This is a genomic window from Flavobacterium artemisiae, assembly GCF_042678225.1.
Taxonomy (GTDB): domain Bacteria; phylum Bacteroidota; class Bacteroidia; order Flavobacteriales; family Flavobacteriaceae; genus Flavobacterium; species Flavobacterium artemisiae.
This window is the reverse complement of the sequence record NZ_JBHUDZ010000007.1, coordinates 603,172-628,796: the sequence shown is the minus strand read 5'-3', so window position 1 is coordinate 628,796 and position 25,625 is coordinate 603,172. Positions and strand designations below refer to the sequence as shown.

Here is a 25,625-nt window from a genome sequence, read left to right as displayed (position 1 = left end):
AAAAATTGCCAAAAACTTAGTTCAATTCATCTAACAAATCCTGATAAGTGATTTTTTTTGCATTGGCATTTGTAATATTATTGATCACTTTTACACGAATGGCGCGCAAGCCCGAAACTCCCTGAAGATCTTCAACTTCAAATTGTTCAATTGCAGGTTCCAAAATCTTTTTGTGCTGCAAATACTTAATATATTTTAAATATTCAGCCTCTTCGCTATTTTGTGAATACACAATCGTGATTTTTTCCTTTTCGGTAATACGTTCTTTACTGCCTTTTATGTGCGCTTTGTCAATACGTTTTTTTACAACTTCATATCTTGCATTATAAGTTCCATCAACATCAAAACGTTTTTCATCCATTCTAAAGCGAATAGAAAGTGCAGAACTAAATACCAAAATAAGAGAAGTAACGTCTAATTCGTATGGCAGAGATTCTTTCAGTTGATGATGCTCCAGTTCCATTTCGCACAACGTCTGCAATTGCCACAAACGCAGATTGTGCAGATACATAATATCGAAAGGTTTTGTAGGCGCGATTGAAGCTCCAATATATAAGTTATGTTCAACACCATCCGTTTTAAAACGTTCGTAGTAATGCGGATAAATCTGCTGCGCTTCCAATTGCTTTTTATCCAGAACCGAAGCTAACTTTTTGTTGATGATAGACATTGCGTTATCAAACTTCTTTCTTTCCTGATAAAACATTCCCGTTTTTTCATCCAAACTTTCAAAATATTCCTCTTCCAGCTTTTTATTGATGGCGGTATCTTTTGTATTCTTTAAAATCGGATGAATTTCGTCCTCAATATAACGTTGAATATATTGTTCGGTATCAGCTTTAAGAGGCTGGTCCAAATCATCACGAAGCGATTCCAATTCAAATTTTCGCTGTTCCAAAAGCATTAAACTAGTGTTTGGCTGTTGATTTGCAAAAATCTCTAAAATCGTATTCAGCTGATTTTTTAAATCTTTTCGAACGGTATCGTTTCGGTGTTCAGACGAACCTTTAATATCAATTTGTCCGTAAAGCGGAAAAACATTTTTAAAAACGATTTCCTTAAAAATATAATCTTTAGTTGGATTATTGTTTTGAAAGTAATTCTGAGATTCTTTCTTAAATTTCCAATAAACACTTGGGTGAATGGTAGTGTATTCACGCTGAATAATCGCTTCAACCTGATGCTGCATATCGGTATTATAACGATCAATTGTATCAGTCAAATACGGTAAAACCAATTCTAATTTGGTTGCATTTACACTATTTAAATCTCTTGGATTTTCAGAAACCAATTCGATTACACCTAATAGATGTCCATCTTTGGTAACTGGAGCAAAAACGCAGCTTTGAATTCCTTGTCTTAATAAATGTTCGCCCAAATTTTTATTAGGTGATTCTTCAATAAATTTTTTGACGTTAGAAATAACAAACGGCTCATTTTTATCTAGAAGATTTTCAAAAGAGCAGCCAAAAAAAGCATTTTTACAATCAACCTCTTGATCGCTATGAAGTAAAAAACTAGTTATTTGTTCGTCAAATTTAATTGGTCGAATAAATTTTTCTTCTTCAGGATTGTAAATAATAAACCCGACTTTTAAATTCGGCAGACCAAAAATAGATTTAAAAATATTTTCAAGAATATCATTTGAATCTAATTTCGAAGTACTAGGTTTTAATAAATTACTTTTCAAAGTAGAAATAGCACTTTCTGTAGTCGCATCAAATAATGATACAATTCCGAAACCTCTTAAAACCCAGCTTCCTTTTGGGAATTTAGATTTCCACAATTCAATATCATTATAATTATCGATCAATTGATCAATATCTTCCTGAGATAATTCCACAGCGTTTTCTGTCGGAATAATTTCCATGAAATCGGCATTGTACAAAATACGGTAATGTTTTTCTATACCTTCTTCGTTTGGAATATCATAGAAAAATGGTTTGTTGAAATCGATATGCTGTTTGTAATAATTGCTCAAAATCAAGCAGCAATTGTTGATATAGAATTGATGTTCATCAAAATCACGAATTTCCATGTAAAATTCGTCTCCAGCATTTTTGAGAATTTTTTTAAAACGCTCTGTATAATTGAAAGAGATATTTTGAAATGGAATTGTAACTGCCTTTATTTCGTTTTGCGTCAATGCGGTCGGAAATAAATCAGCTAATATGTTTTTAATTAAAGCTTCATTTTCTTTAATAATTGAATAATCTTGAATTCCTGTCCTTAATTCCGGAATAGTTTCAATTTGTTTTAAAATGGCTTTGGCGTAATTCGATCTGTAATCAACGTCTGAAAGTGCAATCTGTTCAAAAGATTCAATCAGCTTATGAAATGAGATTATGGTAGTGAAAGGACTTTCTTTAAAAAAATGAATATCCATCTTAGTTTATTTTTAATGCAAAATTAATGATTAATTAAGAACGACGGACAATTTTCAATTTCTTTCTTCTATAGTTCTATAACCGTTTTCCCAGCAAATACAGGGAATGTTTTATAACTTTTTTATTTTAACTAAAATTTAACAATAATAATAACGGAACGATCGTTCCGTTATTATATCTTTGTACCATAATAATTGAATAATCAATAACTTAAAAAACAAATAAAATGAAAAATTTAGAAAATAAAGTAGCTATCGTTACTGGAGGAAACAGCGGAATTGGATATGCAGCAGCAGCTGTATTAGCAGAAAGAGGTGCAAAAGTAATTGTAACCGGAAGAAACAAAGAAGCTTTAAACAAAGCAGAACAAGAATTGAACGTTACTGGAATTGCAGCAGATCAATCTGATTTAAAATCAATTGATAATTTGGTTGCCGAAGTTTCTTCAAAATTTGGAAAAGTTGATACTGTATTTTTAAACGCGGGAATTGCTTCTTTTGCACCATTAGAATTAGCTTCAGAAGAACATTATGATTCTATTATGAACGTAAACGTAAAAGGAGTTTATTTTACACTTCAAAAATTGTTGCCAATTCTTAATGATGGTGCTTCTATTATTTTGAATACTTCTGTAAATGCAAGTGTTGGAATGCCAAATTCTAGTGTTTATGCAGCAAGTAAAGCAGCTCTTTTATCTTTAAACAGAGTATTTGCAACCGAATTGGCACCAAGAAAAATTAGAATTAACGCTGTTTCTCCTGGACCAGTAGAAACTCCGATTTACGGAAAATTAGGTTTAGAAAAAGAAGAAGTAGAAGGTTTTGGAGCAGTTTTAGGTGAAAAAATCTTGTTGAAACGTTTTGGACAAGCTTCAGAAATTGGTAAAACAGTTGCTTTCCTTGCTTCAGATGACGCTTCATTTATTACAGGAACAGAGATCGTTGTTGACGGTGGTCTTACAGTAAACGCAGTAGTTTAATTTTTTGTTTTAATTCAGGAACGATTGTTCCGTATTTTTTGCATCTTTACAATGTAATTCAAATTTTGAAGTCATGGCTAGAACAAAAGAATTTAATGAAGATCAAGCTTTAGACAAAGCAGTAGAAATTTTTTGGCACAAAGGTTATAACGGCACTTCGGCGCAGGATTTAGTCACACATTTAGGTTTGAGTCGTTCGAGTTTGTACGATACTTTTGGTGACAAGCAGCAGCTTTTTTCCAAAGCTTTAAAAAAATACCAGACGCAGGGCCAAGATGCTGTAAAAGAACTTTTGGAAGAATCCGAAGATGTCAAAGAAGCTTTTACTCAAATCTTTAAGCAAGCTGTAATAGAAAGTCTCGAAGACCGAATTACTAAAGGCTGTTTTATGGTGAATTCATCGGTTGAACTTGCTATGCATGACGAAGAAATTGCCAAAATCGTAAGCGATAATCGACAAACTATGGAAGATGTTTTTCTAAAAGCTGTAAAAAAAGGGCAGGAGGCAGGACAAATTTCAACAAAACTCGATGCGCTGACATTGGCCAGATTTGTATTCAATAATTATTCTGGAATCAGGGTTTTGGCAAGAGCCGGCGAAAAAAACAAGCAAGTTTATGATGATATTCTAAAAGCGATGTTTAGTTTATTTTAGAAATCTCAAGAAAATAAAAAAGGGCAATTACGAAAGTGATTGCCCTTTTTTGTGTTGTAAGTAAGTAATAGAAAATGAAAACTCTTAGCTTTTTTCTTCTTTGTTGAAATAAACTAAGTAGTAATACATTTGTTTTTCTTCATCCCAGCCTTTTTCAACAAATTTTTCAGCGCTTTCTGGATTAATGAAATCCATTTTAATCTGAATGTGAGTATCTAAATTAATCACATTTTTAATCGATTTTCTAGCGTCAGAAACTGCTGCGTTTGCGATTGGGAATGTAGTTACATCTTCGATGCTGTATTTTTCTCCTTTATCAACTTTATAGTTTTTAAATTCAGGAATCAAATCAGGGTTGTCTAATACTTCATTCAAGAAATTCTGCTCTTCAAACTGATCATTTTTAGCGAAATAATTCACAGATCGGTTCATAAACATTACTTCCTCTTTCTTGTCTTCTGCCGGTAAAACGACATCTTTTGCGAAGTTCTGGCAGAACTTCAAATATTTTTTAGTGATGAAATTTTCATCTTCAAAAGCATCAACAGATAAGAAATGTTCCAGCCAGTAACGCGCGTCGTAACGGTTGCTGTCTACTGTTAAGATTTTATATCCTTCTTCTTTTTTGTAATTGAAAATCAAACAGCCTTTATCCAATTTATTTAAATTGATTCCTTGTTGTAAGATCATTTCAAGATTGCTGTTTTTTTCTTCGAATTGTAAAAAGTCAGCTTGTAATTCACTTTTAAAAATTCCGATTGCATCAACGACATTATTGTCAATACTTAAATTTGTTAGATACGTTACATAAACCTCACCGTTTTTAATATGCGGGTGGTTTGACTGCTCGTATAAGTGTTTTGTGATGTTTTTAGAAACCTCATGAACATTTGCCGGATTAGCAAAAATCTCAGTGGCATATTTAAACATGTCATTGTAATCCAAGTCCACTTCGTGTGCAAACTGATAGTAGTTTTCTTCTTTTTCTCTAAAAGGCTTAAAAAAGAATTCTTTTATCAAAGGAACAATTTCATCATTTAAATTAAATGGCTGCTCTGATAAAAAAATCGCTTCATTACGACTTTTGTTCCCAACGCGATGTATCGCAAGGGTCTCGATGTGGGTGTTGAATAGGTTTATCATTTTTTCTAGGTTCAGAGTTGCAAAGGTTCAAAGGAACAAAGGTTATTTGCGATCTTTTATCTTTCGTATAAAAGCACTTAACATTCGTTCTATTTCTCTGCTTTCTCCATATATTTTATTAAATTGATTTTCTGTTATAAATTTTAAATTAAAAGAAATTTCTAATTGTGTTTGTATCTCAAACAAAGACGACATAGAAATATTTAAAAATCGTAAATAATCGTTATTTCCATCCCTCCCATAACCTTCAGCAATGTTACTGGGAATTGATATTGAACTTCTTCTAATTTGAGAAGTTAATCCGTAGATTTCTTCTTTAGGAAATGATGCTGTTAATTGATAAACTTCTGTTACAAAGCTCATTGATTTCTGCCAAACAAAAAGGCCTCTGAAAGTATTCATAATTTCATATTTAAATTTAAAATATAAAATAAAGAAAAATACTACAAAATAAAAGCGTAAGCTTTAAAATCTTTGAACCTTTGTGACTGTGTATCTTTGGACCTTTGCGCTAGTTCCAATTTTCCTCAAATCCGTAATCTTCGAAGCTGTCGTCGCCTTCGAACATGTCAAGATCTTCTTCGTCTAGGTCGTCTTCAAATTCTCCGTAGATATCGTTGTGCATGTCATCAGCTTCAAAGCTTTTTTCAAGAGCTTCATCTGGCATTTCACCGTGAGAGAATAAAGTTTCTGGATAAATACCGCCAACAGATTCTTCTTCGATAGCAGCCAATTCTACTAAGAAAGTCCACATGCTGATGAAATCATAAACATAGATAATTTTGGTATTTTCTTTGTCTAAGATACTAGATAATGGATAATCGTTCATAGTTCTGATTTCGCCAGGAACGTCTCCCGTATCAAAAAGCGGAATTTCATCTTCCTGATTCCAAGTTTCATCACAAGTATAAAACGAAGCAACTTCTGATCCGTCAAAACCAAAAGCATTGAAGATTGCATTGTGTAAATCCTCAAGAGTATCTTCATCAAGAATTGCAATGTCTCTAAAAATATCTTCTTCGGCGTCTAGAATTACTCTAAATTTATAAACCATAATCTTTGTTTTTATTGAGAGGTCAAAGGTAAAATATAAAAAATGAAATACGAATCACGAATCGTGATTTGTTGAAAAGATTTTATTGAGCTGGATTTCAGTTAGTTTGTTATTTCGACGAAGGAGAAATCGCACTAGAAATTCCGCAAAGCAAATTATCCAATCTGTGCGGATTCCCGTGTGTAATTTGCTTCGCCAATTCGTTATCGCTCGGGTTTCTTTCGTCGAAATGAAAAACTAGCCGTGAAAATAACTTATTTTCTAGTCAATCTTTTTCTAATCTTATGATAATGTTTGTGATACGTACTATGACTCGGATAACTTCTGCTTGAAGTCATGTTATTAAAAATCAAAGCTGTTATAAGTAAAATCATAACTCCTGTAAAAACTGGCGAAAGTACATACATATAACCCAAAGCTTTTACTTTTTCGGTCCCAATAACAGCGATTAAAGCTGTTGCGCCTCCTGGCGGGTGAAGCGTTTTGGTAATCTGCATTAAAATTATAGCAATAGAAACCGCTAATGGTGCAGCAATCCACATAATATCTGGAACCAGTTTATTGACAGTAACACCTACGAGAGCCGAAATTACGTGTCCGCCGACTAAATTTCTTGGCTGTGAAAAAGGGCTCTGAATAATTCCGTAAACCAAAACACTCGAAGCTCCAAAAGAACCAATTAAATAAACAGCATCAGGACCCGAAAAATGTATCGATTGTACGTAAGCCAAAATTCCGATTCCGACAAAAGATCCTAAGAATGACCAAAAATGCTCTTTATAATCAATTAAAGTTTCTTTGTATAAAATGTAGCGCGTTTTACGATAACTTCTTTTTATTTTCTGAACAGGCATGTTTTTGAGTGATATTTTGCTTTAAAATGCAGCGTTATGTTTTTTAATACATTTTGCTGGATATAGTAAATCTTTTAATTTTTTAAGGTCTATATTATTTGATCAAACTCGGAGAATAACTATAAACAGTATAAGGATAAATTGTTTTAGCAGTGTATTTTGAAATCAGACAAACTGCCAAAATAGGGAAGAATAAAGTATAATTATTCGTTAAACCACAAACTAAAAATATTGCCGTAAATGGCGCATGAATGCTGGCACTCAAAACAGCTGCCATTCCGATAATCATGAAGTTTACTGGAATAACCTGCAATCCAAAAAAGGTATTTAAGATCGAAGCCAGCGAAAGTCCTAAAAAAGCCCCAATAAAAAGACTTGGCGCAAAAACACCGCCGTCTCCGCCAGAAGCCAAAGTAATAGATGTTACGATTGGTTTTAGAATTAAAATTCCGATAAATGTTAGAGCCAGAGTCAATGTCATGATCTGATTAGAAGCTATAAAATTGGTTTTAATAGCATGATATCCTTCGCCGTACAATTGCGGGAAAACAAATAATGAAACGCTTAATACAATAGATCCTAAAATGATTTTGTAATAATGTTTGCCAATTTTTCCGAATTGCGATTTGAAAAACAATACGCATCGAGTCAGGTAAACCGAATTCATTCCCGCCAAAATTCCTAAAAGAATAAAGTACGGAATCGCTTTAAGGTGCCAAGTTGTAACGGAAACAGCAAATAATGGTTCTTCTTTTAAAATAGTCAATAAACCAAATGCAATCGAGACTGCTATAATATTGGAAATTAAAAAAGCTCGGGTTACTTTTCGTGAAATTACTTCGTAAGCAAATAAAATTCCTGCAATCGGACTGCTGAAAAGTGCTGTAACTCCAGCTGCAACACCCGCACAAATCAACTCTGTTTTGTATTGACGGAAAACATTTTCTTTTTCGTGAGCAACAGAGCCAATTGTAGCTGTAGCCACAACGGTAGAAACTTCAATTCCTGTTGAGCCTCCAAAAATAACGGTTAATAATCCGTTGATGAAATGTGATGGAATTTTATAAGAAGGAAGGTTTTTTGATTTTGAAGCGGTACTTTCAAAAACTTCTTTGATGCCTTTATTTTCTTTTTTCTTGAAAAGATACTGTCTTAGAAAATAAATAACGGATAATCCGAAAACTGGGAAAATTACGTAATAAATCGGATTTACTGTGACTTCGTGAAAGAAGATTTCTTCGTAATATTCGGTGATTTTTTTGAGTGAAATTCCAAGAAAGGCTGAAAGAAAGCCAATTAAAATAGAAACAATTACTAATTTTTGGAATTTGATTAATTGATGATTTTTTTTGATTTGCGCCGTTTTGTTCATCAGAAGTAAATTTGAATTCGCATTTTTTTTCATGCGGATTACAAAATTAAGAATCAAATTCGGTTTTTTCTAAGAAATCTTTATTTTAGTGTGTTAAAACTCGTATAAACAGGAAAATTCTTTCTTTAAAAAGAGACAAAGTTATAAAGGAGCAAAGGGACAAAGTTTTTATTTTAAGCGATCGTATTAGTAATAGTTTGTCATTTCGAGGAGAGATCCTCGTAAGAAGCTCGACATTTAATATAGGAGATGGAATTTGAATTGCCTACAGCTTTAGCTGGAGGTTAAAAATAACACAAGTAAAAAGGCTTTAGCCAAAACAAATGTTATTTGGCTAAAGCCCTTCTCTCAGACTATAATTTGTTCATCCAGCTAAAGCTGGACGCAATTCATTTTTATGTTAATATAAATCCTGCCACTTTGTCCCTTTGTAACTTTGAACCTTTATCCCTATGAAATACTTATCTTTCGTAAAACTCTATCGGAAGTAGATCAGGATCAGCAATAAAAGTAAAACGTTTTTCAGTTGTTTCATCAATTCGTATAGGTTCTGCTTCGATGTTTTTTGAAGTTAAAAACGCAATTGTTTCTTCTAAATTAATTACTTCAAAAGCCAAATGCCTTAAACCAACCGCTTCTGGTCTCGAAGGTCTTTGCGGCGGATTTGGAAACGAGAATAATTCAATAACATAAGAACCATTTAAAGCCAAATCTAATTTATATGATTGACGTTCGTCGCGATAGATTTCACGAATAATAGTTAAACCTAAAATCTGCGTATAGAAATATTTCGATTTTTCGTAATCAGAGCATAAAATGGCAATGTGATGAACTTTATTAAGGGTAAGCATTATTTTTTAGATTCAGGTTCTTGATTTAATTTTCGAATTACTTTCGCCGGATTTCCAACGGCAAGCGAATTGTCTGGAATGTCTTTTGTAACCACAGATCCAGCACCAATTACACAGCCTTTTCCGATTGTAACTCCTGGGCAAATAACCGAATTTCCGCCAATCCAGCAATCATCGCCAATGGTTACAGGATAAGCATTTTCGAGAGTCTTTCTTAATTCAGCGTCAAGCGGATGAGATGCGGTGTAAATTTGAACATTCGGAGCAATAAATACATTTGATCCAATATTTACCGGCGCACAGTCTAGAACCACGCAATTCACATTAAAATAAACGTTTTCACCTGCAAAAATATTATAACCATAATCGCAGTGAAAAGGAGGTTCTATATAAAAACCTGCTCCAGCGTTTGGAATAAGTTCTTTAAGGATTTCTTTTGCTTTTTTGGTAACTCGGTATTCTTTTACATTTAGACTGTGAAGCAGGTTTTTTGCAGCGCGTCTTCCTTTTACTAATTCTGGATCAAAGGCATTGTAATACTCGCCAGAGATCATTTTTTCTTTTTCGGTTTTCATTATTTAATGTTATTCTTTTTTAGAATCTCAACTAAAGAATCACTTCTCTTCAACTCTTTGCTGATTTTTTGATTTATTTTAGGAATGCTGTTGTTTTTTTACGAATTAAAATACTGTCTAACGCATTGAACTCTTCTTCGCTTAATTTCCTAACATTAAAAAAATTATATTTAGGATTAACTACATTCATATAAAAATCACCAGTTCTTTCTGAAGAAAGTAAACAGCCAAACATTGTTGCGACTGTAGTCGTATCATTCATATGTTCTTTGACGATAGAAAATAGATCTACATTTCTATATTGTGCCAATGCCCAAAAAGAGTAACAGCGCACAACGGCATTTTGATGATTTGTTAATAGTATTAATTCTTCTTTTGAAGCAGTTTTTTCTAACTCTTCAAAATTTGTAAATTGTTCAGGTTTAGTTCCGCCTATACCAACAGCTTCTCCCATCAAAATATCATTTTTTCCAATCTTATTTACTATAATATTTGTTTCATTGGATACTTTGACAATCTTATTTTCAGAACAACTTATCATCAAAAATAGTATAATGAATAATATATTTTTTGAAAATCTCACGATTAAATTATTCATAATTTTATTGTATTGTTTTAAATAAGAAGTAATTGCTACATTTTCGTCTTAGCAATTTTTTCATGAATCTGCGGAACTTCCTGCAAAGCGGCAGAACAATACCAAGGCGTTAATTCGGCTTCGAGTAATTTTGCTTTTATTGCAGGATCTGTTGCAACGAGCGCTTCAGCTTCGGCTATAGTTTCTACATTAAAAATATAAATGCCTCTATAATTTCGGTCGTTTTTCATAAAAGGTCCGGCTACAGCCAGTTTTCCTTCTTTTGCCAGTTTGTTGATATTGGCCATATGACCTTCAAATAGTTTTTGGGTTTCTTCCTTAGAGGCAGTTGTATTGGTGCCAGATTTAAGAAGACAAAAAACATATTTTTTCATTCCGTATTCGTCGGCATGAAGTGATTTCGCCAATACTTCATCATATTTAACTTTCGTTTCCTGCGAGAATCCTTTAATTGATATTGTTAAGAGAAAGAGTAAGAATAGAATTTTTTTCATGACAGAATGGTTTTAGTTTACAATCAAAGTAGTGCAAAAAAACTTTTTTATGAATTAAAAATGTGAATGATCTTCAAACTGTAAATCCATAAAATTTGGAATTTTTTCATAGTTTTTTCCTTCCCAGCTTCTAAAAGTGAAATTTTCAAGTTGCTGCATTAAATCAGGATTAAGTTCTAAATTGGTTTGTTTACAAAAAGCTAAAATGACCGTATATCCCACAATAGTTGGATTCGTGTCTGTAATTAGAAGCCCTTCCACTTTTTTTATCTTAATGGTCCATTATTTGGTTTCAGTTTTAGAAAGAACAAATTCTAAAGCTTTTAAAATCGCTTTTCTCCAGTCTGAAAAACCTGCTTTTCCAGCTTCTTCTTTAGCAGGAATAGATGCGAAATGACCCATTCCAACCCAGCCTTTACCGGAATATTCTTCTATAATTTCGTTTTGATTTTCATTCGGACTAACCTCAAGATTTACAATAGCTAAATAACTTTTTCCATTTTTAATCTTTCGCCATTGATAATCTAATGCTTCATTAATCATTATAATTCTTTTAAAGCATTTTCTTCAAAATCACAATCTGTCCCAAATGATAAACATCGTGCTGAATAATGCCGTGAATATGTTCATAATAGGTATGTCCGTTATTGACATATATTTTAGCAAGATCTTCATCATCAAAATCTTCAAAAAAGGTATTCCACGATTCTTGAGTTTTTGCTAATGTCTGCAGTGATTGTTCCCAGGCAAAATCGGAAGGATCTAAAACGGGAACAAAATAATTATGATCTGGAGTTATAATCGTTTCGCCCTGCATACGTAATAAAATGTTTCTTCTCCATTGAATTAAATGGTTAACAATTTCCCAAATCGTATTTAAATTAGGATTTATTTTTTGGTAAGCCTGTTTTGCTGTCACATCCTTTAAAGTATTGGTCAGATTAACTTCCAGCCAAGGATTTCCATTATAAATAGACTGGTAAAGGTTTGATATTCTTTTGCTTTCAGACATTTTTTGGTTTTTTAAGTTCTGTAGCTAAGATACGAAGAAGTAATTTACAACTCATCCTCAAATTTCTACAATTGAGTTATTTTATATTTTTTAACAAGAAATGTTCAAATACATTTGCTTCATCAAAAACCAACAATCATGAAATCGCTACTAAAAAAATTTGCTTGCAAAAACAATTTAAAAAAAGCGATAACATACATGACCAATAAAAAATTAAAACCAACAGGTATGAAAACCAAAATTACTTTTATATTATTATTAATGAGTGCCTTTACTTTTGCTCAAAACGTTATTTCTGGGAAAGTTACGGATCAAAAAGGAAAACCTGTAGCAGGAGCAAATATTTATATTGATGGAACGTATGACGGAACATCAAGCTCTGAAACTGGAGAGTTTTCTTTTGAAACTACCGAAACAGGAAACAAAACTTTGGTTGTAAGTTTTTTAATGTTCGAAACTTTCTCAAAAGAAATTGATGTTACCAATTTTAAAGATCAGCCCATAAAACTTAAAGAAAATGTAAATACTTTGGATGCAGTTGTTATTACAGCAGGAACTTTAGAGTCTGGAGATAAAGCGAGAGTTTCTGTTTTAAAACCTTTGGATATTGTAACGACAGCAGGTTCTGCCGGAAATATTATTGCAGCACTGCAGACCTTGCCGGGAACACAGTCGGTTGGAGAAGACGGACGTTTGTTTGTACGTGGGGGTGAAGCGAGTGAAACGCAGACTTTTGTAGACGGCGTTCGTGTTGCACAGCCATACGGAGCTACGACGAATAATCTTCCAACAAGAGGTCGTTTTTCGCCATTTCTTTTCAGCGGTATTTCTTTTTCAACAGGAGGATATTCTGCAGAATACGGTGAAGCTTTATCAAGTGTTTTGCTTTTAAATACGCAGGACGAAGCCGATCATAATAAAACGGATATTTCTTTAATGACTGTTGGATTAGGTTTAGGAAATACTCAAAAATGGAATAAAAGTTCCTTAAGTGTAAATGCTGCTTATATTAATCTTGCGCCTTATCAAGCAGTTATTCCGCAGAATGTAGATTGGAACAGTCCATATCAGTCACTTTCTGGAGAAACAGTTTATCGTTATCATTTTGTAAACGGAACCTTTAAACTATACGCGGCTTTTGATTCAGAAAGATTCGATTTAAATCAAAAGAATGTCAATTTTGTAGATCCTGTGAGAACTGATATGAATAACAATAATTTTTATTTAAATGGATCTTACAAAGGAACAATCGGAACGGGATGGCAGTTAACTTCTGGAGTAAGTTATGGTTATAACAACAGCAAAGTCAAATTCAATATAAGCGATGTAGACAGCAGAGAAAATGCAGCGCAGTTGAAGTTGAAACTTAGAAAAAATGTTTCGGATCATTTTAAATTATCTTTTGGTACAGATTATTTCATTACCAAATACAATGAAGATTTTAATGACAACGTTTCTATCAATACAGCAACAGGTTACGATTCTAATATTTTTGCTGCTTATACAGAAGGAGATATTTTGTTCTCTAAATCTTTAGCTTTAAAAGTAGGTGTACGTTTTTCAAACAATAGCCTTTTAGACGAATCAAGATTAGCGCCTAGAGCTTCTATTGCATACAAAGTTTCAAAAGGAGGTCAGTTTTCTTTTGCTTACGGAGATTTTTCTCAAACACCGGTTGTTGATTACATCAAATATTCAAAATTTCATCAGTTCGAAAGTGAGCATGCTTCACATTATATTTTAAACTATCAATACACAAAACCAGGATTGACTTTTAGAGCGGAGGCTTATTATAAAGACTATAGAAATTTGGTGCAGTATGATACAAGAGATATTCAGTACAACTCAGTTTTCAATAACAACGGTTCAGGATATGCAAAAGGTTTAGATTTGTTTTGGAGAGACAGCAATTTGTACAAAAACTTAGAATATTGGATTTCATATTCGTACATCGATTCTCAAAGACAATACAAGAATTTTCCAACAATGGCGACTCCAAATTTTATTGCCAATCATAATTTATCTATTGTAACAAAATATTTTATCACAGATTGGAAATCACAAATTGGATTCACAAACAGTTTTGCAACGGGAAGACCTTACAACGATCCAAATCAGACGCAATTTATGAGCGGAAAAACAAAATCATACAACAGTTTGAGTTTTAACTGGGCTTATTTATTAACTACTCAAAAGATTATATACTTCTCAGTTTCAAACATAATTGGAACACAAAACGTTTTCGGATACGATTATGCCAGAACACCAGATGCAACAGGTGTTTATCAAAGACAAGCGGTAGTGCCAACAGCAGACAGATTTTTCTTCGTAGGTTTCTTCTGGACAATCAGCCAGAATAAAAATGAGAATCAGTTGAAAAATTTGTAGTTTTTTAGGTGCAGAGCGACAAAGGTTCAAAGAAACAAAGTTTTTTGAAAGTGGAAAGGAAAACTCTCTGAACCTCTGTCCCTTTGAACCTTTGAACCTCAAAAAAATCAATTCAGTAACCAAAATCAACAACTCAGTATCATTTAATTTTAAAAGACTTAAAATCAGTATACTTTTGAAGTATAAAATAAAGGTTCAGAGAAACAAAGAAACAGAGTTTCAAAGTCAATCAGAATTAAAAGCAAAGAATAAAAAAAACTTTGTGCCTTTGAACCTTAGTAACTTAGAACCTTAAAAAAAGAAACCATGACAAAAATTATTACAATTACCATGTTATTCATCTTCAGTTTAATGTCTGCTCAAAATGCAAAATTGACTGTCTCTATTTCAGGTTTAAAAAATAATACTGGAACTGTTAAAGTAGGATTGTACAACTCAGAAGGAACATTTCTTAAAACGATTTACAAAAGCCTTTCTTCTGAAATTAAAAATAATACAGCAACGGTAACATTCGAAAACCTTCCGGCTGGTGAATATGCAATTTCTAGTTATCATGATGAAAATAATAACGGAAAACTAGATAAAAACATGATGGGAATTCCGTCAGAGGATTATGCTGCGTCGAATAACGCAAAAGGGTTTATGGGACCGCCAGCTTATAAAGATGCTAAATTTAGTGTCAGTAAAGATTCAAAAATCGAAATTGTATTTTAATAAAGAGTAACTAACATCAAAAAATAACCATTTAATTATTTATCAAATGAAAAAAATTATCACAGTAATCGCATTATTCGCAGTAGTATTAGTTTCTGCACAAACACAATTTGAACAAGGAATGGGAAAAGCTTTCGGACTTTGGAAAGAAGGTAAAAATACAGAAGCTTCTCAATTATTTGAAAGAATTGCAGCAGCAGAAAAAACAAGCTGGCTTCCTAATTATTATGTGGCTTTAGTAAATACAACAGCTACTTTTACTGAAAAAGACAAAACTAAAGTAGCTTTAATGCTTACAAAAGCCCAAGACGCTTTGGATGTTGAAATGATCAAAGATCAAAGTAATGCAGAACTTTATGTATTACAAGCTTTAATCTACACGGCGTATGTTGTAATGGATCCGATGACAAACGGAATGAAATATTCTTCTAAAGTGATGGAAGCTTACGCAAAAGCTAAAGCAATAGACCCGAACAATCCGAGAGCTGTTTTTGGTGAAGCAGATTATCAATTAGGAGGCGCAAAATGGACAGGTGTAGATACAAAACCTTTGTGTGCTCAAGTGAATAAAGCTATTGAACTTTTTGGTACTTTTAAACCAGAAACGCAATTTTCTCCAAAATGGGGATTAGAAAGAGCGTTAGAAACTCAAAAAACTTGTAAATAATTTCAATACTATTTTAGAATGACATTAAAACCTAATTTGTTAAAAGCGTTTTTAGTTGGAGGAATCGTTTTTATGTTTTCTTTTCTGCTTCGATTTGCTTCTTACGGAATGGATGTTTTTGACAAAAATCTGTACATCTACTTTTTATACTGCATGTTGTACAGTGTGGTTTTGTACATTGTAAATGCAACTCTTTTTGAATTTTTAGACAGGGTTTTTAAAGAAAACCGCTTCTCAATAAAAAGAATAGTTATTGGGTTTGTAAGTTCTTTTTTTATTTCACTTTTAGTAATTGGCGTTCTAAGACTTTTTATTAAAGTTATAATCGAGAAACAAACGATTTTAAGTTTTATAGCCAACGAAAAAGGAGCGAATTATATAGAATCGTTAGTCGTTACCTTTATTGTACTGTTGTTTTTTCACGCTTTACAGTTCTATAAAATTTATCAGGAAAACAAGGTAACGCAGCAAAAAATTATTGCAGGAACAGCCAATGCAAAGTTCGAGAGTTTAAAAAATCAGATTGACCCGCATTTTTTATTTAATAGCTTGAATGTTTTAAGTTCTTTGATTGAAGAAAATCCGGATAACGCACAAAGGTTTACTACTTCTTTATCCAAAATTTACCGTTATGTTTTAGAACAGCGCGATAAAGAATTGGTTTCTGTAGAAGATGAATTATCGTTTGCAAAAACGTATATGAACCTTTTAAAAATGCGTTTTGAAAATAGTTTGTTTTACGAACTGCCGACAATTGGTGTAAATCCAGATGCAAAAGTGGTTCCGTTATCGTTGCAGCTTTTGCTTGAAAATACAGTGAAACACAATGTGGTAAGCGAACAAAAACCATTGCATATCCGAATTTTTATTGATAAAGGCTATCTCGCAATCCAAAATGATTACCAGAAAAAAGAGGTATTGCAGGACAGAAAAGGAGTTGGACTTCAAAATATCGTAGACCGATATAGTATTATAACCAACAGAAAAGTTTTAATTGATCAAAACGAGAAAAATTTCACCGTTAGAATTCCAATTTTAACGAAACAAATTACAGTTATGGAAACGACATTAGATTATAATAACGACGAAAATAAAGCTTATTTTAGAGCTAAAAAAAGAGTAGAAGAATTAAAAGGATTTTATGCAAATGTAATTTCATATTGCTGTGTAATTCCGATCCTAGTTTTTGTAAATTTGACCTACTCGCCTAAATTTCAGTGGTTTTGGTTTTCAGTTTTAGGCTGGGGATTTGGAATAGTAATGCATGCATTTAAAGTTTTTGGTTACAGCTCTGATTGGGAAGAAAGAAAAATTAGAGAAATCTTGAATAAAGAAAATAACAATAAACCTAATTGGAAGTAATCATGGAACGAAATTACACCGAGGCAGAACGTTATTATGAAGCTCAAAAGAAAGTAGAAGAAATTAAAAAATTCTACCAGCACTTAACCGTCTACGTCCTTACAAATCCGATTGTGATAGTGGTAAATCTAACGACATCGCCACACTATTTATGGTTTTTATACTGCTTATTTGGATGGGGAATTGCAATTGTGATGCACGGATTGAAAGCTTTTGATTATGCTCCTTTTTTTAATAAAGAATGGGAAGCGAGAAAAATCAAAGAAATACTCGAGGAAGAAAATAAAAAAGCTAACTGGAAATAGTTATGGAAACGAATTATTTTAATGAGCAAGAAAACGTAGAACTTCAAAAAATAGCAAAAAAGAAGGTCTTAAAACTTAAATCGTTTTACTCAGATGCCTTTATTTATCTTATTGTAGTAATCGTTTATATTTTAAAAGAAAACACCGAAGCACCGCTTAATTTTTTTCCGCTAAACTATATTAACGAATTTGTAATGTGTATTGCTACAATGATTTTTTTAGTTTCTGCGGTTGATTTTTTCGCTTCAAACAAAGTTTTTGGAGATGAATGGGAAGAGCGAAAAGTTAGAAGTTTAATAGAGAAAAAAACAGAAAAACAAAAATGGGAGTAATTATGGAAATGAATTATAATGAAGATGAAAAATATCTTCTAGCAAAAAAGAAAGTAGAGAATATTAAAGGTTTTTACGGAAATCTTACCTCATATATATTAGTAAATGTTATTTTGATTATTGTTAATCTTTCTACAAGCCCAAATCATTTGTGGTTTTACTGGCCTTTACTTTGGTGGGGTGTAGGAGTTTTGATACATGGTTTGAAAGTTTTTGAACTGCTTCCAAGTTTAGGAAAAGACTGGGAAGAAAAAAAGATCAAAGAACTGATGGAAAAAGAAAAGAACAATAAAAATAAATGGCAATAATAAATTTTAGAAATTATGGGAAACTTTAAAAAACGCATGTACGAAGATTACAGACAGGAATTTAGTACAGACGAACGATTTGATATCGCATACAAACAAGTAAAAAGACTAAAAGGTTTTTATTCTCACTTAAGAATTTATATTATTGTAAACTTAATTATTATTGTTGCCAATATTAATTCTGATTTCTTTACCAGAAACTTTTACGAGACTGGCTTTTTTGATTGGAGAACGTATTCGACAGCCTTTTATTGGGGAATTGGTTTGTTGATTCATGGGATTTCAGTATTCGGAAGAGAATGGTTTTTCAGCGAAGACTGGGAAAAAAAGAAGATTCAGCAGTATATTGACAAGGAACAAGCTAAAGCCGATAAATGGGAATAACTTTAAACCAATAAATTCTTCAACCGACCAAATCGACCAAAACAATACATGACAACATTAATCATAGAAGACGAAAAACCCGCCGCAAGACTGCTCCAGCGTAAATTAGAAAAGTTAGATATTAAAGTAGAAACCATGCTGCATTCTGTAGAAGAAGCGGTAGATTGGTTTACCAGTAATAGTCATCCCGACTTGATTTTTTTGGATATTCAGCTTTCTGATGGTTTGTCTTTCGAAATTTTTGAAAAAATTGATATTAAAAGCGCTATTATTTTTACAACAGCGTATGACGAATATGCGTTAAAAGCCTTTAAACTGAATAGTATAGATTATCTTCTAAAGCCAATTGATGAAGACGACTTGGAAACTGCTGTTACTAAATTTAGAAGCAGACTTCCGAAAGTTTCAGAAGAATCGCAAAACCTAAGAATGGATTTTGAACAGATTCGTCAAATGCTTTCAAATCCGTTTGAGAAAACTTTTAAAAAACGATTTACGGTTAAAATCGGACAGCATTTAAAAGTAATTACCACAGAAGAAATCGAATGTTTTTTCAGCGAAAACAAAGGAACCTATATTCACACTTACGACAACAGAGATTACCTGATTGATTCAACTTTGGAAATTCTGGAACAAGAAATAGACAAAAAGGAATTCTTTCGCGTAAGCAGAAAATTTATTGTACCGCTAAAAGCCATTAAAGAAATTCAGGTTTACACCAATTCTCGTCTAAAAGTGATTTTACCAAGTTATAAAGATGATGAGGTTATTGTAAGCCGTGAAAAAGTTCAGGATTTTAAAAGCTGGTTGGGATAAAATTATCTATCCATTGTTGACATAATTTCGATAGCTCCAAATTTCCAATCTGGATTCATTTGAAGAGCAACACTAGGCTCTATAAAAGAAATTGATGCAATTTTTTGTACTTGATTCTCATCAAGATTAATGTTTATATATTTTGCTAATTCATCATAAGGCTGATTTTTATTTTCAGCCTTACTTCCGATAATTCCAATTTTAGCTAAAGATTCAGCTGTTGGGATCTTTTTCTTTAATTCTGAATTTGCAATAATATTTTTGTAAAATTTATCTACGATGAATTTTTTGGTTGTGATTACAACTACACCAGAATTTGATCCATATTTTTCTAATCCATTTTCTTTAAGTACTGAAAGAATTGCAATGTCTTCTTGTTTTATAGGTTTCAAAATTTCTTCTAGACTTTTATAACCTATATTTTCAGCATTAAAAATAACTAATGGGTTAGCATTCTCTTGTGAATTAATAAAACAAGTAAATAGTAAGCAAAGTAAAAAATAGATCTTTTTCATAAATATTTTTTACTAAAAGTACATTATTTACTCAATCTGTGCAACGTAAATGTCATAGCGCTCAAAAGGAAAAATGCCATAATCTGGTGAATTAACCCTAAAGCCAAAGGCACGCTGTATAACAAAGTGAAAACTCCCAATAAGAACTGAATAAAAACAAAAACGACTAAAGTATTGATTCCGTTTGCCTGAGTGCGGGTAAGGGTATATTTTTTACTTTTAAAGAAAAGAAAAAGAATAACTGCGACAACAACATAAGCAAAAGTTCTGTGAACAAACTGAACACCGCTTTTCCCTTCAATTAAATTTTTTACTAAAGTCGATTGTTCAATAAAAACCGATTCATGAATAAATTCTCCGTCGCTCATTAAAGGCCAGTGATTGTGAATTAAACCAGCATTTAATCCTGCCACAAATCCGCCGTAAATAATCTGAATTAATAAAGCGGCCAAAGCATAACGAGCAATTGTGCGAAGCGGAAGAATTTTATTAATATTTCGTTCTGGATAGATTAAATCTAAAGCCACCCAAAGTGTGTAAGCAAAAGTGATAAATGCAAAAGTCAAATGCAGAGAAAGTCTAAAATGGCTAACATCTGGATTATCAATTAAACCGCTTCTAACCATAAACCAGCCTAAAAATCCTTGGAAACCTCCCATTGCCAAAAGAACGATGCATTTTTTAATGGTTGGAGTATCTAATTTTTTTCTGATTAAGAAATAAACAAACGGAACAAAGAAAACCAAACCAATGATACGGCCGATGAAACGGTGAAACCATTCCCAAAAGTAAATGAACTTATAATCGGCTAATTGAAAATCGTTGTGAATATTGATTTTCTGATATTCTGGAAACTTTTTGTATTCGTCAAACGCGGCCTGCCATTTGGTTTCTGTTAAAGGAGGGAAGGTATCGGTTACCAAATGCCAGTCGGTCATTGATAAACCTGAATTGGTTAGACGTGTGATACCGCCAACAACAACCATTAAAAATAATAAAACACAACCCGATAGTAACCAAATGATTACTGATTTATTCTCTTTTTTCATTCTTTTCCAATTAATTCGATTTCGTTTATTTTTGTAAGTTTATTTAGGTAAAATTTTGAAAAATAAAAACTTCCACATATGTATAATGAAAATAGCATAATAAATTTTATTATTCTTTCAGTAATAGATGCATGGAATGAATTCCCAAATAAATTGAGCAGAATGTATTTTTCAAAAAAATAATATAGTATCGCAATTATGAACATGGAACCAATAGAGAACAAAAAATAAAGCAAAATATGTTTAAGTTGTCCCTTACTAATATTTTTGAGCTTTTTATAAAAAAGTATATTAGTTACTAAAAGTGCCGATATAATAATTAATAAAAATATGACTCCGATAATTATCATTATTATTTCTTAAGTGCTAGATTTAATTTAGCTGCTCGCTTAATCACAAAATCATAAGCAGCCTGATATTCATTTGGAATAACACCTTCTAAAATCGCTTCTTTTACCGCTTCTTTTAAAACACCAATTTCACGTGAAGGTTTTAAATCAAACATTTCCATAATTTCTTCTCCAGAAATTGGCGGCTGAAAATTACGAACATGATCACGTTCTTCGACTTCGACAATTTTTCTTCGGACAACTTCAAAGTTTTTATGGTATTTTTTGAATTTCGACGGATTCTTTGTTGTAATGTCAGCTTCACACAAAGTCATTAAATTTTCAACATCTTCTCCAGCATCAAAAACCAAACGACGTACAGCACTGTCGGTTACAATATCCTCAGCCAAAACAATCGGACGCGAACTCATCACAACCATTTTCTGTACAAATTTCATTTTATGGTTCAATGGCATGTGCAAACGTTCGAAGATTTTCTTTGCCATTTTTCCGCCAAGGAATTCATGTCCGTGAAAAGTCCATCCTTGTTTTTTGTTGAAACGTTTTGTCGGCGCTTTTCCAATATCATGCAATAATGCTGACCAGCGTAACCAAACATCATCAGTATTCGGGCAAATATTATCGACAACTTCAAGAGTGTGATAAAAATTGTTTTTATGCGTATGACCTTCAATTTCTTCTACCTGATTCAAGGCAGTCAATTCAGGTAAAATTATATCTAAAAGTCCAGTTTTGTATAAAAGTAAAAATCCAGTAGACGGTTTATCTGTCAAAAGAATTTTGTTCAACTCATCAACGATTCTTTCGCCAGAAATAATTTTGATACGTTCCGCATTTTTTGTGATCGCATTCAATGAATTTTCTTCGATTTCGAAATTTAATTGAGTTGCAAAACGAATTGCACGAAGCATTCGCAAAGGATCGTCAGAATAAGTAATATCTGGATCCAAAGGCGTTTTGATAGTTTTGTTTTCCAAATCAGTCAAACCGTCGAAAGGATCTAAAAGATCTCCGAAATTATTTTTATTTAATGAAAGAGCAAAAGCGTTAATCGTAAAATCACGACGATTTTGATCGTCTTGTAAAGTTCCGTTTTCCACAACAGGATTTCGGCTGTCGCGGGTATATGATTCTTTTCGCGCGCCAACAAACTCGATATCCGTATCTTCAAAACGCAACATCGCTGTTCCATAGGTTTTAAAAACCTGAACTTTTGGTTTGTTCGGAAGTAATTCTGAAACTTTTAATGCCAATTCGATACCGCTTCCAACTGCTACGACGTCGATGTCTTTTTTAGAACCACGTTTTAAAAGTAAATCACGAACAAATCCGCCAATGACATAAGAGTCAATGTTTAATTCTTGAGAAGCTTTCGAAATGATATCGAAGATTTTATTTTGTAAAGCAGTTTTGTAGTTTGTTTGTATAGCCACGAATTCAATTTTTGAATAAAAAACACATTTCAAATTTCGATCGAAATAAAATGCATGCAAATTTACAACATAGAAAATGCCTATTATAATCTAGAGCTCACTTTTTTGAACAATTTCACATTTTGTAGTGCAGAATTTTATTAAAATGGGAATGGTTGCCACGAATTGCACGAATTCTCACGAATTTATTTTTTAGCCACAGATTTAAAGGTTTAAAAAAGATTTTTAATAGTGAAAATTTGTGCAATTCGTGGCAGAAAAAAAATGGCAAGTGATTGAGAAAATCTGTGTAAATCTTTTAAATCTGTGGCAAAGAACCTCAAAGAGTAATTTGTGAAAATTTGTGTAATTTGTGGCAAAAAACATTTATAGCATCATCAAACAAATCAATTACAAACGATAATTTTTAGAAATGCAATTTGTATTTTTGAATCAATTAAAAATGCACAAATGAAAATTGTTATATCGCCAGCGAAGTCATTAAATTTCGAAAAAGAATTACCTACAACACAGCATACAGAACCAGCTTTTTTAAAAGAAGCTAAAGTCGTTCATAAAATAGTAAAAGCAAAAAAGCCTTCAGAATTATCAGAGTTAATGTCGATTTCAGACAAACTAGCCGATTTAAACTGGAAACGTAATCAAGATTGGAAAACGCCTTTTACAGTTGAAAATGCACGTCCAGCCGTTTATACTTTTGATGGCGATGTTTACACTGGTTTAGATGCTTATACAATTCCGCTAGAAAAATTAGATGCTTTGCAAGATAAATTGAGAATCTTGTCTGGTCTTTACGGACTTTTAAAACCTTTAGATTTAATGCAGGCGTATCGCTTAGAAATGGGAACAAAAATGCCAGTTGGAGAATCTAAAAACCTGCACGAATTCTGGAAACCTACAGTTACCAAAGCTTTAAATAAAGAATTGAAAAAAGATGAATTATTCGTGAATTTAGCTAGTAACGAATATTTCTCAGCAGTTGATGTAAAAGCTTTAAAAGTTCCTGTTATTACTCCAGATTTTAAAGATTATAAAGACGGAAAACTAAAAATGATCAGTTTTTTTGCTAAAAAGGCGAGAGGTATGATGGTGCGTTACATCATCGATACAAATGCAGAAACAATTGACGACTTAAAAGGTTTCAATTATGATGGATATCAGTTTGATGCGAATCTTTCTAAAGGAAATCATTTGGTGTTTACGAGATAAATTTTTTTTGAGGTGCAAAGGTGCTGAGTTACAAAGGGGCTAAGGTTTCTTTACTTTGTGCTTACTATTTTAACCGCCAAGAGCGCAAAGATTTACACGAGGTTCACAAAGTTAAGAAAACCTGAAACTTGAAACTTGAAACCTGAAACAAAAATAACAAAAACAAAAAAAAGCCGAGTCACAGGAAATTGACTCGGCTTTTTCGTATTATAAATAATTATTAAATATCAATGCATTGCATCAGCAGGATTAATTTTGTTTTTTCCTTTTTTGATGAAAAGAATGATGGGTATACAACATAAAAACATAATTCCTAAATACATGAAAATATCCATGTATGCCATTACTGTACTCTGTTTCATTACAGAGCCTTCAATTGCTTGATAGGCTTTTTTCAAAGCGACATCAGCAGTGTAACCTTTTGCCATAAAGGCGTGTTGCATTCCCTGAAGTCTTTGCTGTACTTCAAATTTTGCAGGATCTAAATTATTAATCAAATCTACTCTGTGCGACTGGCTGAAACGGGTGATAAAAGTCGTAATAATCGCAATACCAAATGATCCTCCTAACTGACGCATCATTCCAGTAAAAGCGGCACCTTCACCAATTTGTTTTCCTTTTAAAGTTGAAAGAGAAAGTGTCGTAATCGGAACGAAAAGTAATCCAAGACCAATTCCTCTTAAAATTAAAGGCCAGTACATATGTTCAACTCCAGTATCGGGTGTCATACGGCTGTACATCATAAAGGTAAAGAAGAAGAAGACTAAAAATCCAACTCCTACCATGTATCCTTGCGGTACTCCTTTCTGAATCATATTACCCACAAAAGGCATCATAATCGCTGTTGTGATAGACCCTGGAATCAATAATAATCCGGCGTCAGTTGCTGTCCATCCTAGAATTGACTGCGTGTAAATTGGGATAATCAAAGTTGAACCATACAAACCAAAACCAAGTATAAAACACATAATGGTTCCGATTCTTAAATTTCCATCTTTTAAAACACTCAAGTTTACAATTGGATGCTTATAAGTAAGCTCTCGCCATATAAAAAGAACCAATCCTAAAACAGTAACAACACTAAGAGTTACAATTAAGGAATCATTAAACCAGTCGTCTTGTTGTCCATGTTCTAATACGAATTGCAGTGAACCAATAAAAGAACTCAGCAAAATAATTCCCCACCAGTCAACCTGATTGGCTTTCAATTTTTCTCCATATTTCGGGCTTCTAACAAAAGTTAAAGCTAAAATAGTTGCAATAATTCCCAACGGAATATTGATATAGAAAATGTAAGGCCAAGAATAATTATCAACCAAATAACCTCCTAAAGGTGGTCCAAGAGTTGGTCCAACAATAACTCCCATTCCGTAAATTGCTTGCGCCATTCCACGTTTTGCCACTGGGTAACTTTCTGTAATAATCGTTTGGGCTGTTACCAGTAACGCTCCACCACCCATACCTTGTACGAATCGGAAGGCGACTAGTTCCCAAATATTTGTAGCATTACCACACAAAAAGGAACAGACTGTAAATATTATGATAGAGGCCACAAAGTAATTACGTCTTCCAAATTGCTGGGATAGCCAGCTCGTCATCGGAATTACAATAACATTCGCAATTGCGTATGCTGTAATAACCCATGCCACATCGGTCAAGGTAGCACCAAGACTTCCGCGCATGTCTGTTAGAGCTACGTTTACAATCGTCGTATCAACGATTTCCAACAGTGCACAAAGTACTGCCGTAATCGTAATAATGACGCGTCGGTAACCGTATTCTACTAAATCGTCGTCTGCTTGTACTGCTGCTGCCATTT

General features: G+C 32.8%; 29 protein-coding genes. 12 read left to right on the top strand and 17 right to left on the bottom strand.

Annotated elements, in window-relative coordinates; genetic code table 11:
* Window positions 1-16: 16 nt before the first annotated feature.
* On the bottom strand, window positions 17-2,386 hold the full coding sequence (locus ACFSC2_RS07990) for a GAF domain-containing protein (protein WP_379816874.1): 2,370 nt from the start codon (window positions 2,384-2,386) through the stop codon (window positions 17-19).
* 227 nt (window positions 2,387-2,613) lie between these two features.
* Between ACFSC2_RS07990 and ACFSC2_RS07985 the strand changes: the two genes are divergently transcribed.
* Window positions 2,614-3,366 carry an SDR family oxidoreductase gene (locus ACFSC2_RS07985; protein ID WP_379816873.1) on the top strand — a complete coding sequence of 251 codons (753 nt, stop codon included), beginning with the start codon at window positions 2,614-2,616 and terminating at the stop codon, window positions 3,364-3,366.
* Between the two features lie 73 nt (window positions 3,367-3,439).
* On the top strand, window positions 3,440-4,021 hold the full coding sequence (locus ACFSC2_RS07980; protein ID WP_379816872.1) for a TetR/AcrR family transcriptional regulator: 582 nt from the start codon (window positions 3,440-3,442) through the stop codon (window positions 4,019-4,021).
* 84 nt (window positions 4,022-4,105) lie between these two features.
* On the opposite strand, the gene ACFSC2_RS07975 is transcribed toward ACFSC2_RS07980, so the two are convergent.
* The 12 genes from ACFSC2_RS07975 to ACFSC2_RS07920 form a co-directional block, all read right to left on the bottom strand.
* Window positions 4,106-5,164, bottom strand: a complete 1,059-nt coding sequence (locus ACFSC2_RS07975) for a nucleoid-associated protein (protein WP_379816871.1) — start codon at window positions 5,162-5,164, stop codon at window positions 4,106-4,108.
* Window positions 5,165-5,206: 42 nt separating this feature from the next.
* Window positions 5,207-5,566, bottom strand: a complete 360-nt coding sequence (locus ACFSC2_RS07970) for a four helix bundle protein (protein ID WP_379816870.1) — start codon at window positions 5,564-5,566, stop codon at window positions 5,207-5,209.
* A gap of 109 nt (window positions 5,567-5,675) precedes the next feature.
* On the bottom strand, window positions 5,676-6,218 hold the full coding sequence (locus tag ACFSC2_RS07965; RefSeq protein ID WP_379816869.1) for an IS1096 element passenger TnpR family protein: 543 nt from the start codon (window positions 6,216-6,218) through the stop codon (window positions 5,676-5,678).
* Between the two features lie 254 nt (window positions 6,219-6,472).
* A complete protein-coding gene (locus ACFSC2_RS07960; RefSeq protein ID WP_379816868.1) occupies window positions 6,473-7,072 on the bottom strand; it encodes an HPP family protein in 600 nt (199 codons plus the stop codon).
* Between the two features lie 94 nt (window positions 7,073-7,166).
* Window positions 7,167-8,444 carry a chloride channel protein gene (locus ACFSC2_RS07955; protein WP_379816867.1) on the bottom strand — a complete coding sequence of 426 codons (1,278 nt, stop codon included), beginning with the start codon at window positions 8,442-8,444 and terminating at the stop codon, window positions 7,167-7,169.
* Between the two features lie 461 nt (window positions 8,445-8,905).
* Window positions 8,906-9,295 (bottom strand): SMU1112c/YaeR family gloxylase I-like metalloprotein, encoded by a 390-nt coding sequence (gene gloA2 / locus ACFSC2_RS07950; RefSeq protein ID WP_379816866.1) that lies wholly within the window; start codon window positions 9,293-9,295, stop codon window positions 8,906-8,908.
* Window positions 9,295-9,870, bottom strand: a complete 576-nt coding sequence (locus tag ACFSC2_RS07945) for a sugar O-acetyltransferase (RefSeq protein WP_379816865.1) — start codon at window positions 9,868-9,870, stop codon at window positions 9,295-9,297. Before ACFSC2_RS07945 ends, gloA2 begins: the two co-directional genes overlap by 1 nt.
* Before the next feature lie 73 nt (window positions 9,871-9,943).
* The gene (locus tag ACFSC2_RS07940; RefSeq protein ID WP_379816864.1) at window positions 9,944-10,468 is read right to left on the bottom strand and encodes a hypothetical protein; all 525 of its coding nucleotides are present in this window, start codon (window positions 10,466-10,468) and stop codon (window positions 9,944-9,946) included.
* A gap of 35 nt (window positions 10,469-10,503) precedes the next feature.
* Window positions 10,504-10,962: a YciI family protein gene (locus tag ACFSC2_RS07935; protein ID WP_379816863.1), complete on the bottom strand. Its 459-nt coding sequence runs from the start codon at window positions 10,960-10,962 to the stop codon at window positions 10,504-10,506.
* A gap of 54 nt (window positions 10,963-11,016) precedes the next feature.
* The gene (locus ACFSC2_RS07930) at window positions 11,017-11,223 is read right to left on the bottom strand and encodes a hypothetical protein (protein WP_379816862.1); all 207 of its coding nucleotides are present in this window, start codon (window positions 11,221-11,223) and stop codon (window positions 11,017-11,019) included.
* A 21-nt stretch (window positions 11,224-11,244) separates the two neighbouring features.
* Window positions 11,245-11,505: a hypothetical protein gene (locus tag ACFSC2_RS07925; RefSeq protein ID WP_379816861.1), complete on the bottom strand. Its 261-nt coding sequence runs from the start codon at window positions 11,503-11,505 to the stop codon at window positions 11,245-11,247.
* Window positions 11,506-11,515: 10 nt separating this feature from the next.
* Window positions 11,516-11,974 (bottom strand): DinB family protein, encoded by a 459-nt coding sequence (locus ACFSC2_RS07920; protein WP_379816860.1) that lies wholly within the window; start codon window positions 11,972-11,974, stop codon window positions 11,516-11,518.
* A gap of 228 nt (window positions 11,975-12,202) precedes the next feature.
* On the opposite strand from ACFSC2_RS07920, the gene ACFSC2_RS07915 reads away from it, so the two are divergent.
* From ACFSC2_RS07915 to ACFSC2_RS07875, 9 genes are all read left to right on the top strand, one after another.
* The gene (locus ACFSC2_RS07915; protein ID WP_379817015.1) at window positions 12,203-14,362 is read left to right on the top strand and encodes a TonB-dependent receptor; all 2,160 of its coding nucleotides are present in this window, start codon (window positions 12,203-12,205) and stop codon (window positions 14,360-14,362) included.
* Between the two features lie 306 nt (window positions 14,363-14,668).
* Window positions 14,669-15,076, top strand: a complete 408-nt coding sequence (locus ACFSC2_RS07910) for a DUF2141 domain-containing protein (RefSeq protein WP_379816859.1) — start codon at window positions 14,669-14,671, stop codon at window positions 15,074-15,076.
* Between the two features lie 46 nt (window positions 15,077-15,122).
* Window positions 15,123-15,743, top strand: coding sequence for a hypothetical protein (locus ACFSC2_RS07905; RefSeq protein ID WP_379816858.1), 621 nt, complete (start codon window positions 15,123-15,125; stop codon window positions 15,741-15,743).
* Between the two features lie 18 nt (window positions 15,744-15,761).
* The gene (locus ACFSC2_RS07900) at window positions 15,762-17,105 is read left to right on the top strand and encodes a histidine kinase (protein ID WP_379816857.1); all 1,344 of its coding nucleotides are present in this window, start codon (window positions 15,762-15,764) and stop codon (window positions 17,103-17,105) included.
* Window positions 17,106-17,107: 2 nt separating this feature from the next.
* Entirely contained in the window at window positions 17,108-17,410 is a 303-nt protein-coding gene (locus ACFSC2_RS07895) for a 2TM domain-containing protein (RefSeq protein WP_379816856.1), read from the top strand.
* 2 nt (window positions 17,411-17,412) lie between these two features.
* Window positions 17,413-17,742, top strand: coding sequence for a 2TM domain-containing protein (locus ACFSC2_RS07890; protein WP_379816855.1), 330 nt, complete (start codon window positions 17,413-17,415; stop codon window positions 17,740-17,742).
* Window positions 17,733-18,050, top strand: a complete 318-nt coding sequence (locus ACFSC2_RS07885) for a 2TM domain-containing protein (protein WP_379816854.1) — start codon at window positions 17,733-17,735, stop codon at window positions 18,048-18,050. Before ACFSC2_RS07890 ends, ACFSC2_RS07885 begins: the two co-directional genes overlap by 10 nt.
* A gap of 15 nt (window positions 18,051-18,065) precedes the next feature.
* Window positions 18,066-18,434: a 2TM domain-containing protein gene (locus tag ACFSC2_RS07880; protein ID WP_379816853.1), complete on the top strand. Its 369-nt coding sequence runs from the start codon at window positions 18,066-18,068 to the stop codon at window positions 18,432-18,434.
* A 48-nt stretch (window positions 18,435-18,482) separates the two neighbouring features.
* Complete coding sequence (locus ACFSC2_RS07875) at window positions 18,483-19,250, top strand: LytR/AlgR family response regulator transcription factor (RefSeq protein ID WP_379816852.1); 768 nt, start codon at window positions 18,483-18,485, stop codon at window positions 19,248-19,250.
* 2 nt (window positions 19,251-19,252) lie between these two features.
* On the opposite strand, the gene ACFSC2_RS07870 is transcribed toward ACFSC2_RS07875, so the two are convergent.
* The 3 genes from ACFSC2_RS07870 to ACFSC2_RS07860 form a co-directional block, all read right to left on the bottom strand.
* Window positions 19,253-19,765 (bottom strand): hypothetical protein, encoded by a 513-nt coding sequence (locus ACFSC2_RS07870; protein ID WP_379816851.1) that lies wholly within the window; start codon window positions 19,763-19,765, stop codon window positions 19,253-19,255.
* 23 nt (window positions 19,766-19,788) lie between these two features.
* Entirely contained in the window at window positions 19,789-20,814 is a 1,026-nt protein-coding gene (locus tag ACFSC2_RS07865) for a COX15/CtaA family protein (protein ID WP_379816850.1), read from the bottom strand.
* 352 nt (window positions 20,815-21,166) lie between these two features.
* Entirely contained in the window at window positions 21,167-22,597 is a 1,431-nt protein-coding gene (locus tag ACFSC2_RS07860; protein WP_379816849.1) for a CCA tRNA nucleotidyltransferase, read from the bottom strand.
* Between the two features lie 450 nt (window positions 22,598-23,047).
* Here ACFSC2_RS07860 and yaaA point away from each other — a divergent pair, with 450 nt between their 5' ends.
* The gene (gene yaaA / locus ACFSC2_RS07855) at window positions 23,048-23,806 is read left to right on the top strand and encodes a peroxide stress protein YaaA (RefSeq protein ID WP_379816848.1); all 759 of its coding nucleotides are present in this window, start codon (window positions 23,048-23,050) and stop codon (window positions 23,804-23,806) included.
* A 227-nt stretch (window positions 23,807-24,033) separates the two neighbouring features.
* Here the strand turns inward: yaaA and ACFSC2_RS07850 are convergent, their stop codons facing one another.
* Entirely contained in the window at window positions 24,034-25,623 is a 1,590-nt protein-coding gene (locus ACFSC2_RS07850; RefSeq protein WP_379816847.1) for an MDR family MFS transporter, read from the bottom strand.
* Window positions 25,624-25,625 lie beyond the last annotated feature (2 nt).

Bases quoted from the DNA above. Each gene is read 5' to 3' on its own strand.
- gloA2 (WP_379816866.1), bottom strand. From the start codon at position 9,295: ATGCTTACCCTTAATAAAGTTCATCACATTGCCATTTTATGCTCTGAT.
- ACFSC2_RS07885 (WP_379816854.1), top strand. From the start codon at position 17,733: ATGGGAGTAATTATGGAAATGAATTATAATGAAGATGAAAAATATCTT.
- ACFSC2_RS07880 (WP_379816853.1), top strand. From the start codon at position 18,066: ATGGGAAACTTTAAAAAACGCATGTACGAAGATTACAGACAGGAATTT.
- ACFSC2_RS07875 (WP_379816852.1), top strand. From the start codon at position 18,483: ATGACAACATTAATCATAGAAGACGAAAAACCCGCCGCAAGACTGCTC.
- ACFSC2_RS07955 (WP_379816867.1), bottom strand. From the start codon at position 8,444: ATGAACAAAACGGCGCAAATCAAAAAAAATCATCAATTAATCAAATTC.
- ACFSC2_RS07870 (WP_379816851.1), bottom strand. From the start codon at position 19,765: ATGAAAAAGATCTATTTTTTACTTTGCTTACTATTTACTTGTTTTATT.
- ACFSC2_RS07990 (WP_379816874.1), bottom strand. From the start codon at position 2,386: ATGGATATTCATTTTTTTAAAGAAAGTCCTTTCACTACCATAATCTCA.
- ACFSC2_RS07900 (WP_379816857.1), top strand. From the start codon at position 15,762: ATGACATTAAAACCTAATTTGTTAAAAGCGTTTTTAGTTGGAGGAATC.
- ACFSC2_RS07850 (WP_379816847.1), bottom strand. From the start codon at position 25,623: ATGGCAGCAGCAGTACAAGCAGACGACGATTTAGTAGAATACGGTTAC.
- ACFSC2_RS07975 (WP_379816871.1), bottom strand. From the start codon at position 5,164: ATGATAAACCTATTCAACACCCACATCGAGACCCTTGCGATACATCGC.
- ACFSC2_RS07985 (WP_379816873.1), top strand. From the start codon at position 2,614: ATGAAAAATTTAGAAAATAAAGTAGCTATCGTTACTGGAGGAAACAGC.
- ACFSC2_RS07895 (WP_379816856.1), top strand. From the start codon at position 17,108: ATGGAACGAAATTACACCGAGGCAGAACGTTATTATGAAGCTCAAAAG.
- ACFSC2_RS07925 (WP_379816861.1), bottom strand. From the start codon at position 11,505: ATGATTAATGAAGCATTAGATTATCAATGGCGAAAGATTAAAAATGGA.
- ACFSC2_RS07940 (WP_379816864.1), bottom strand. From the start codon at position 10,468: ATGAATAATTTAATCGTGAGATTTTCAAAAAATATATTATTCATTATA.
- yaaA (WP_379816848.1), top strand. From the start codon at position 23,048: ATGAAAATTGTTATATCGCCAGCGAAGTCATTAAATTTCGAAAAAGAA.
- ACFSC2_RS07970 (WP_379816870.1), bottom strand. From the start codon at position 5,566: ATGAATACTTTCAGAGGCCTTTTTGTTTGGCAGAAATCAATGAGCTTT.
- ACFSC2_RS07920 (WP_379816860.1), bottom strand. From the start codon at position 11,974: ATGTCTGAAAGCAAAAGAATATCAAACCTTTACCAGTCTATTTATAAT.
- ACFSC2_RS07965 (WP_379816869.1), bottom strand. From the start codon at position 6,218: ATGGTTTATAAATTTAGAGTAATTCTAGACGCCGAAGAAGATATTTTT.
- ACFSC2_RS07960 (WP_379816868.1), bottom strand. From the start codon at position 7,072: ATGCCTGTTCAGAAAATAAAAAGAAGTTATCGTAAAACGCGCTACATT.
- ACFSC2_RS07980 (WP_379816872.1), top strand. From the start codon at position 3,440: ATGGCTAGAACAAAAGAATTTAATGAAGATCAAGCTTTAGACAAAGCA.
- ACFSC2_RS07890 (WP_379816855.1), top strand. From the start codon at position 17,413: ATGGAAACGAATTATTTTAATGAGCAAGAAAACGTAGAACTTCAAAAA.
- ACFSC2_RS07865 (WP_379816850.1), bottom strand. From the start codon at position 20,814: ATGAAAAAAGAGAATAAATCAGTAATCATTTGGTTACTATCGGGTTGT.
- ACFSC2_RS07905 (WP_379816858.1), top strand. From the start codon at position 15,123: ATGAAAAAAATTATCACAGTAATCGCATTATTCGCAGTAGTATTAGTT.
- ACFSC2_RS07910 (WP_379816859.1), top strand. From the start codon at position 14,669: ATGACAAAAATTATTACAATTACCATGTTATTCATCTTCAGTTTAATG.
- ACFSC2_RS07935 (WP_379816863.1), bottom strand. From the start codon at position 10,962: ATGAAAAAAATTCTATTCTTACTCTTTCTCTTAACAATATCAATTAAA.
- ACFSC2_RS07945 (WP_379816865.1), bottom strand. From the start codon at position 9,870: ATGAAAACCGAAAAAGAAAAAATGATCTCTGGCGAGTATTACAATGCC.
- ACFSC2_RS07915 (WP_379817015.1), top strand. From the start codon at position 12,203: ATGAAAACCAAAATTACTTTTATATTATTATTAATGAGTGCCTTTACT.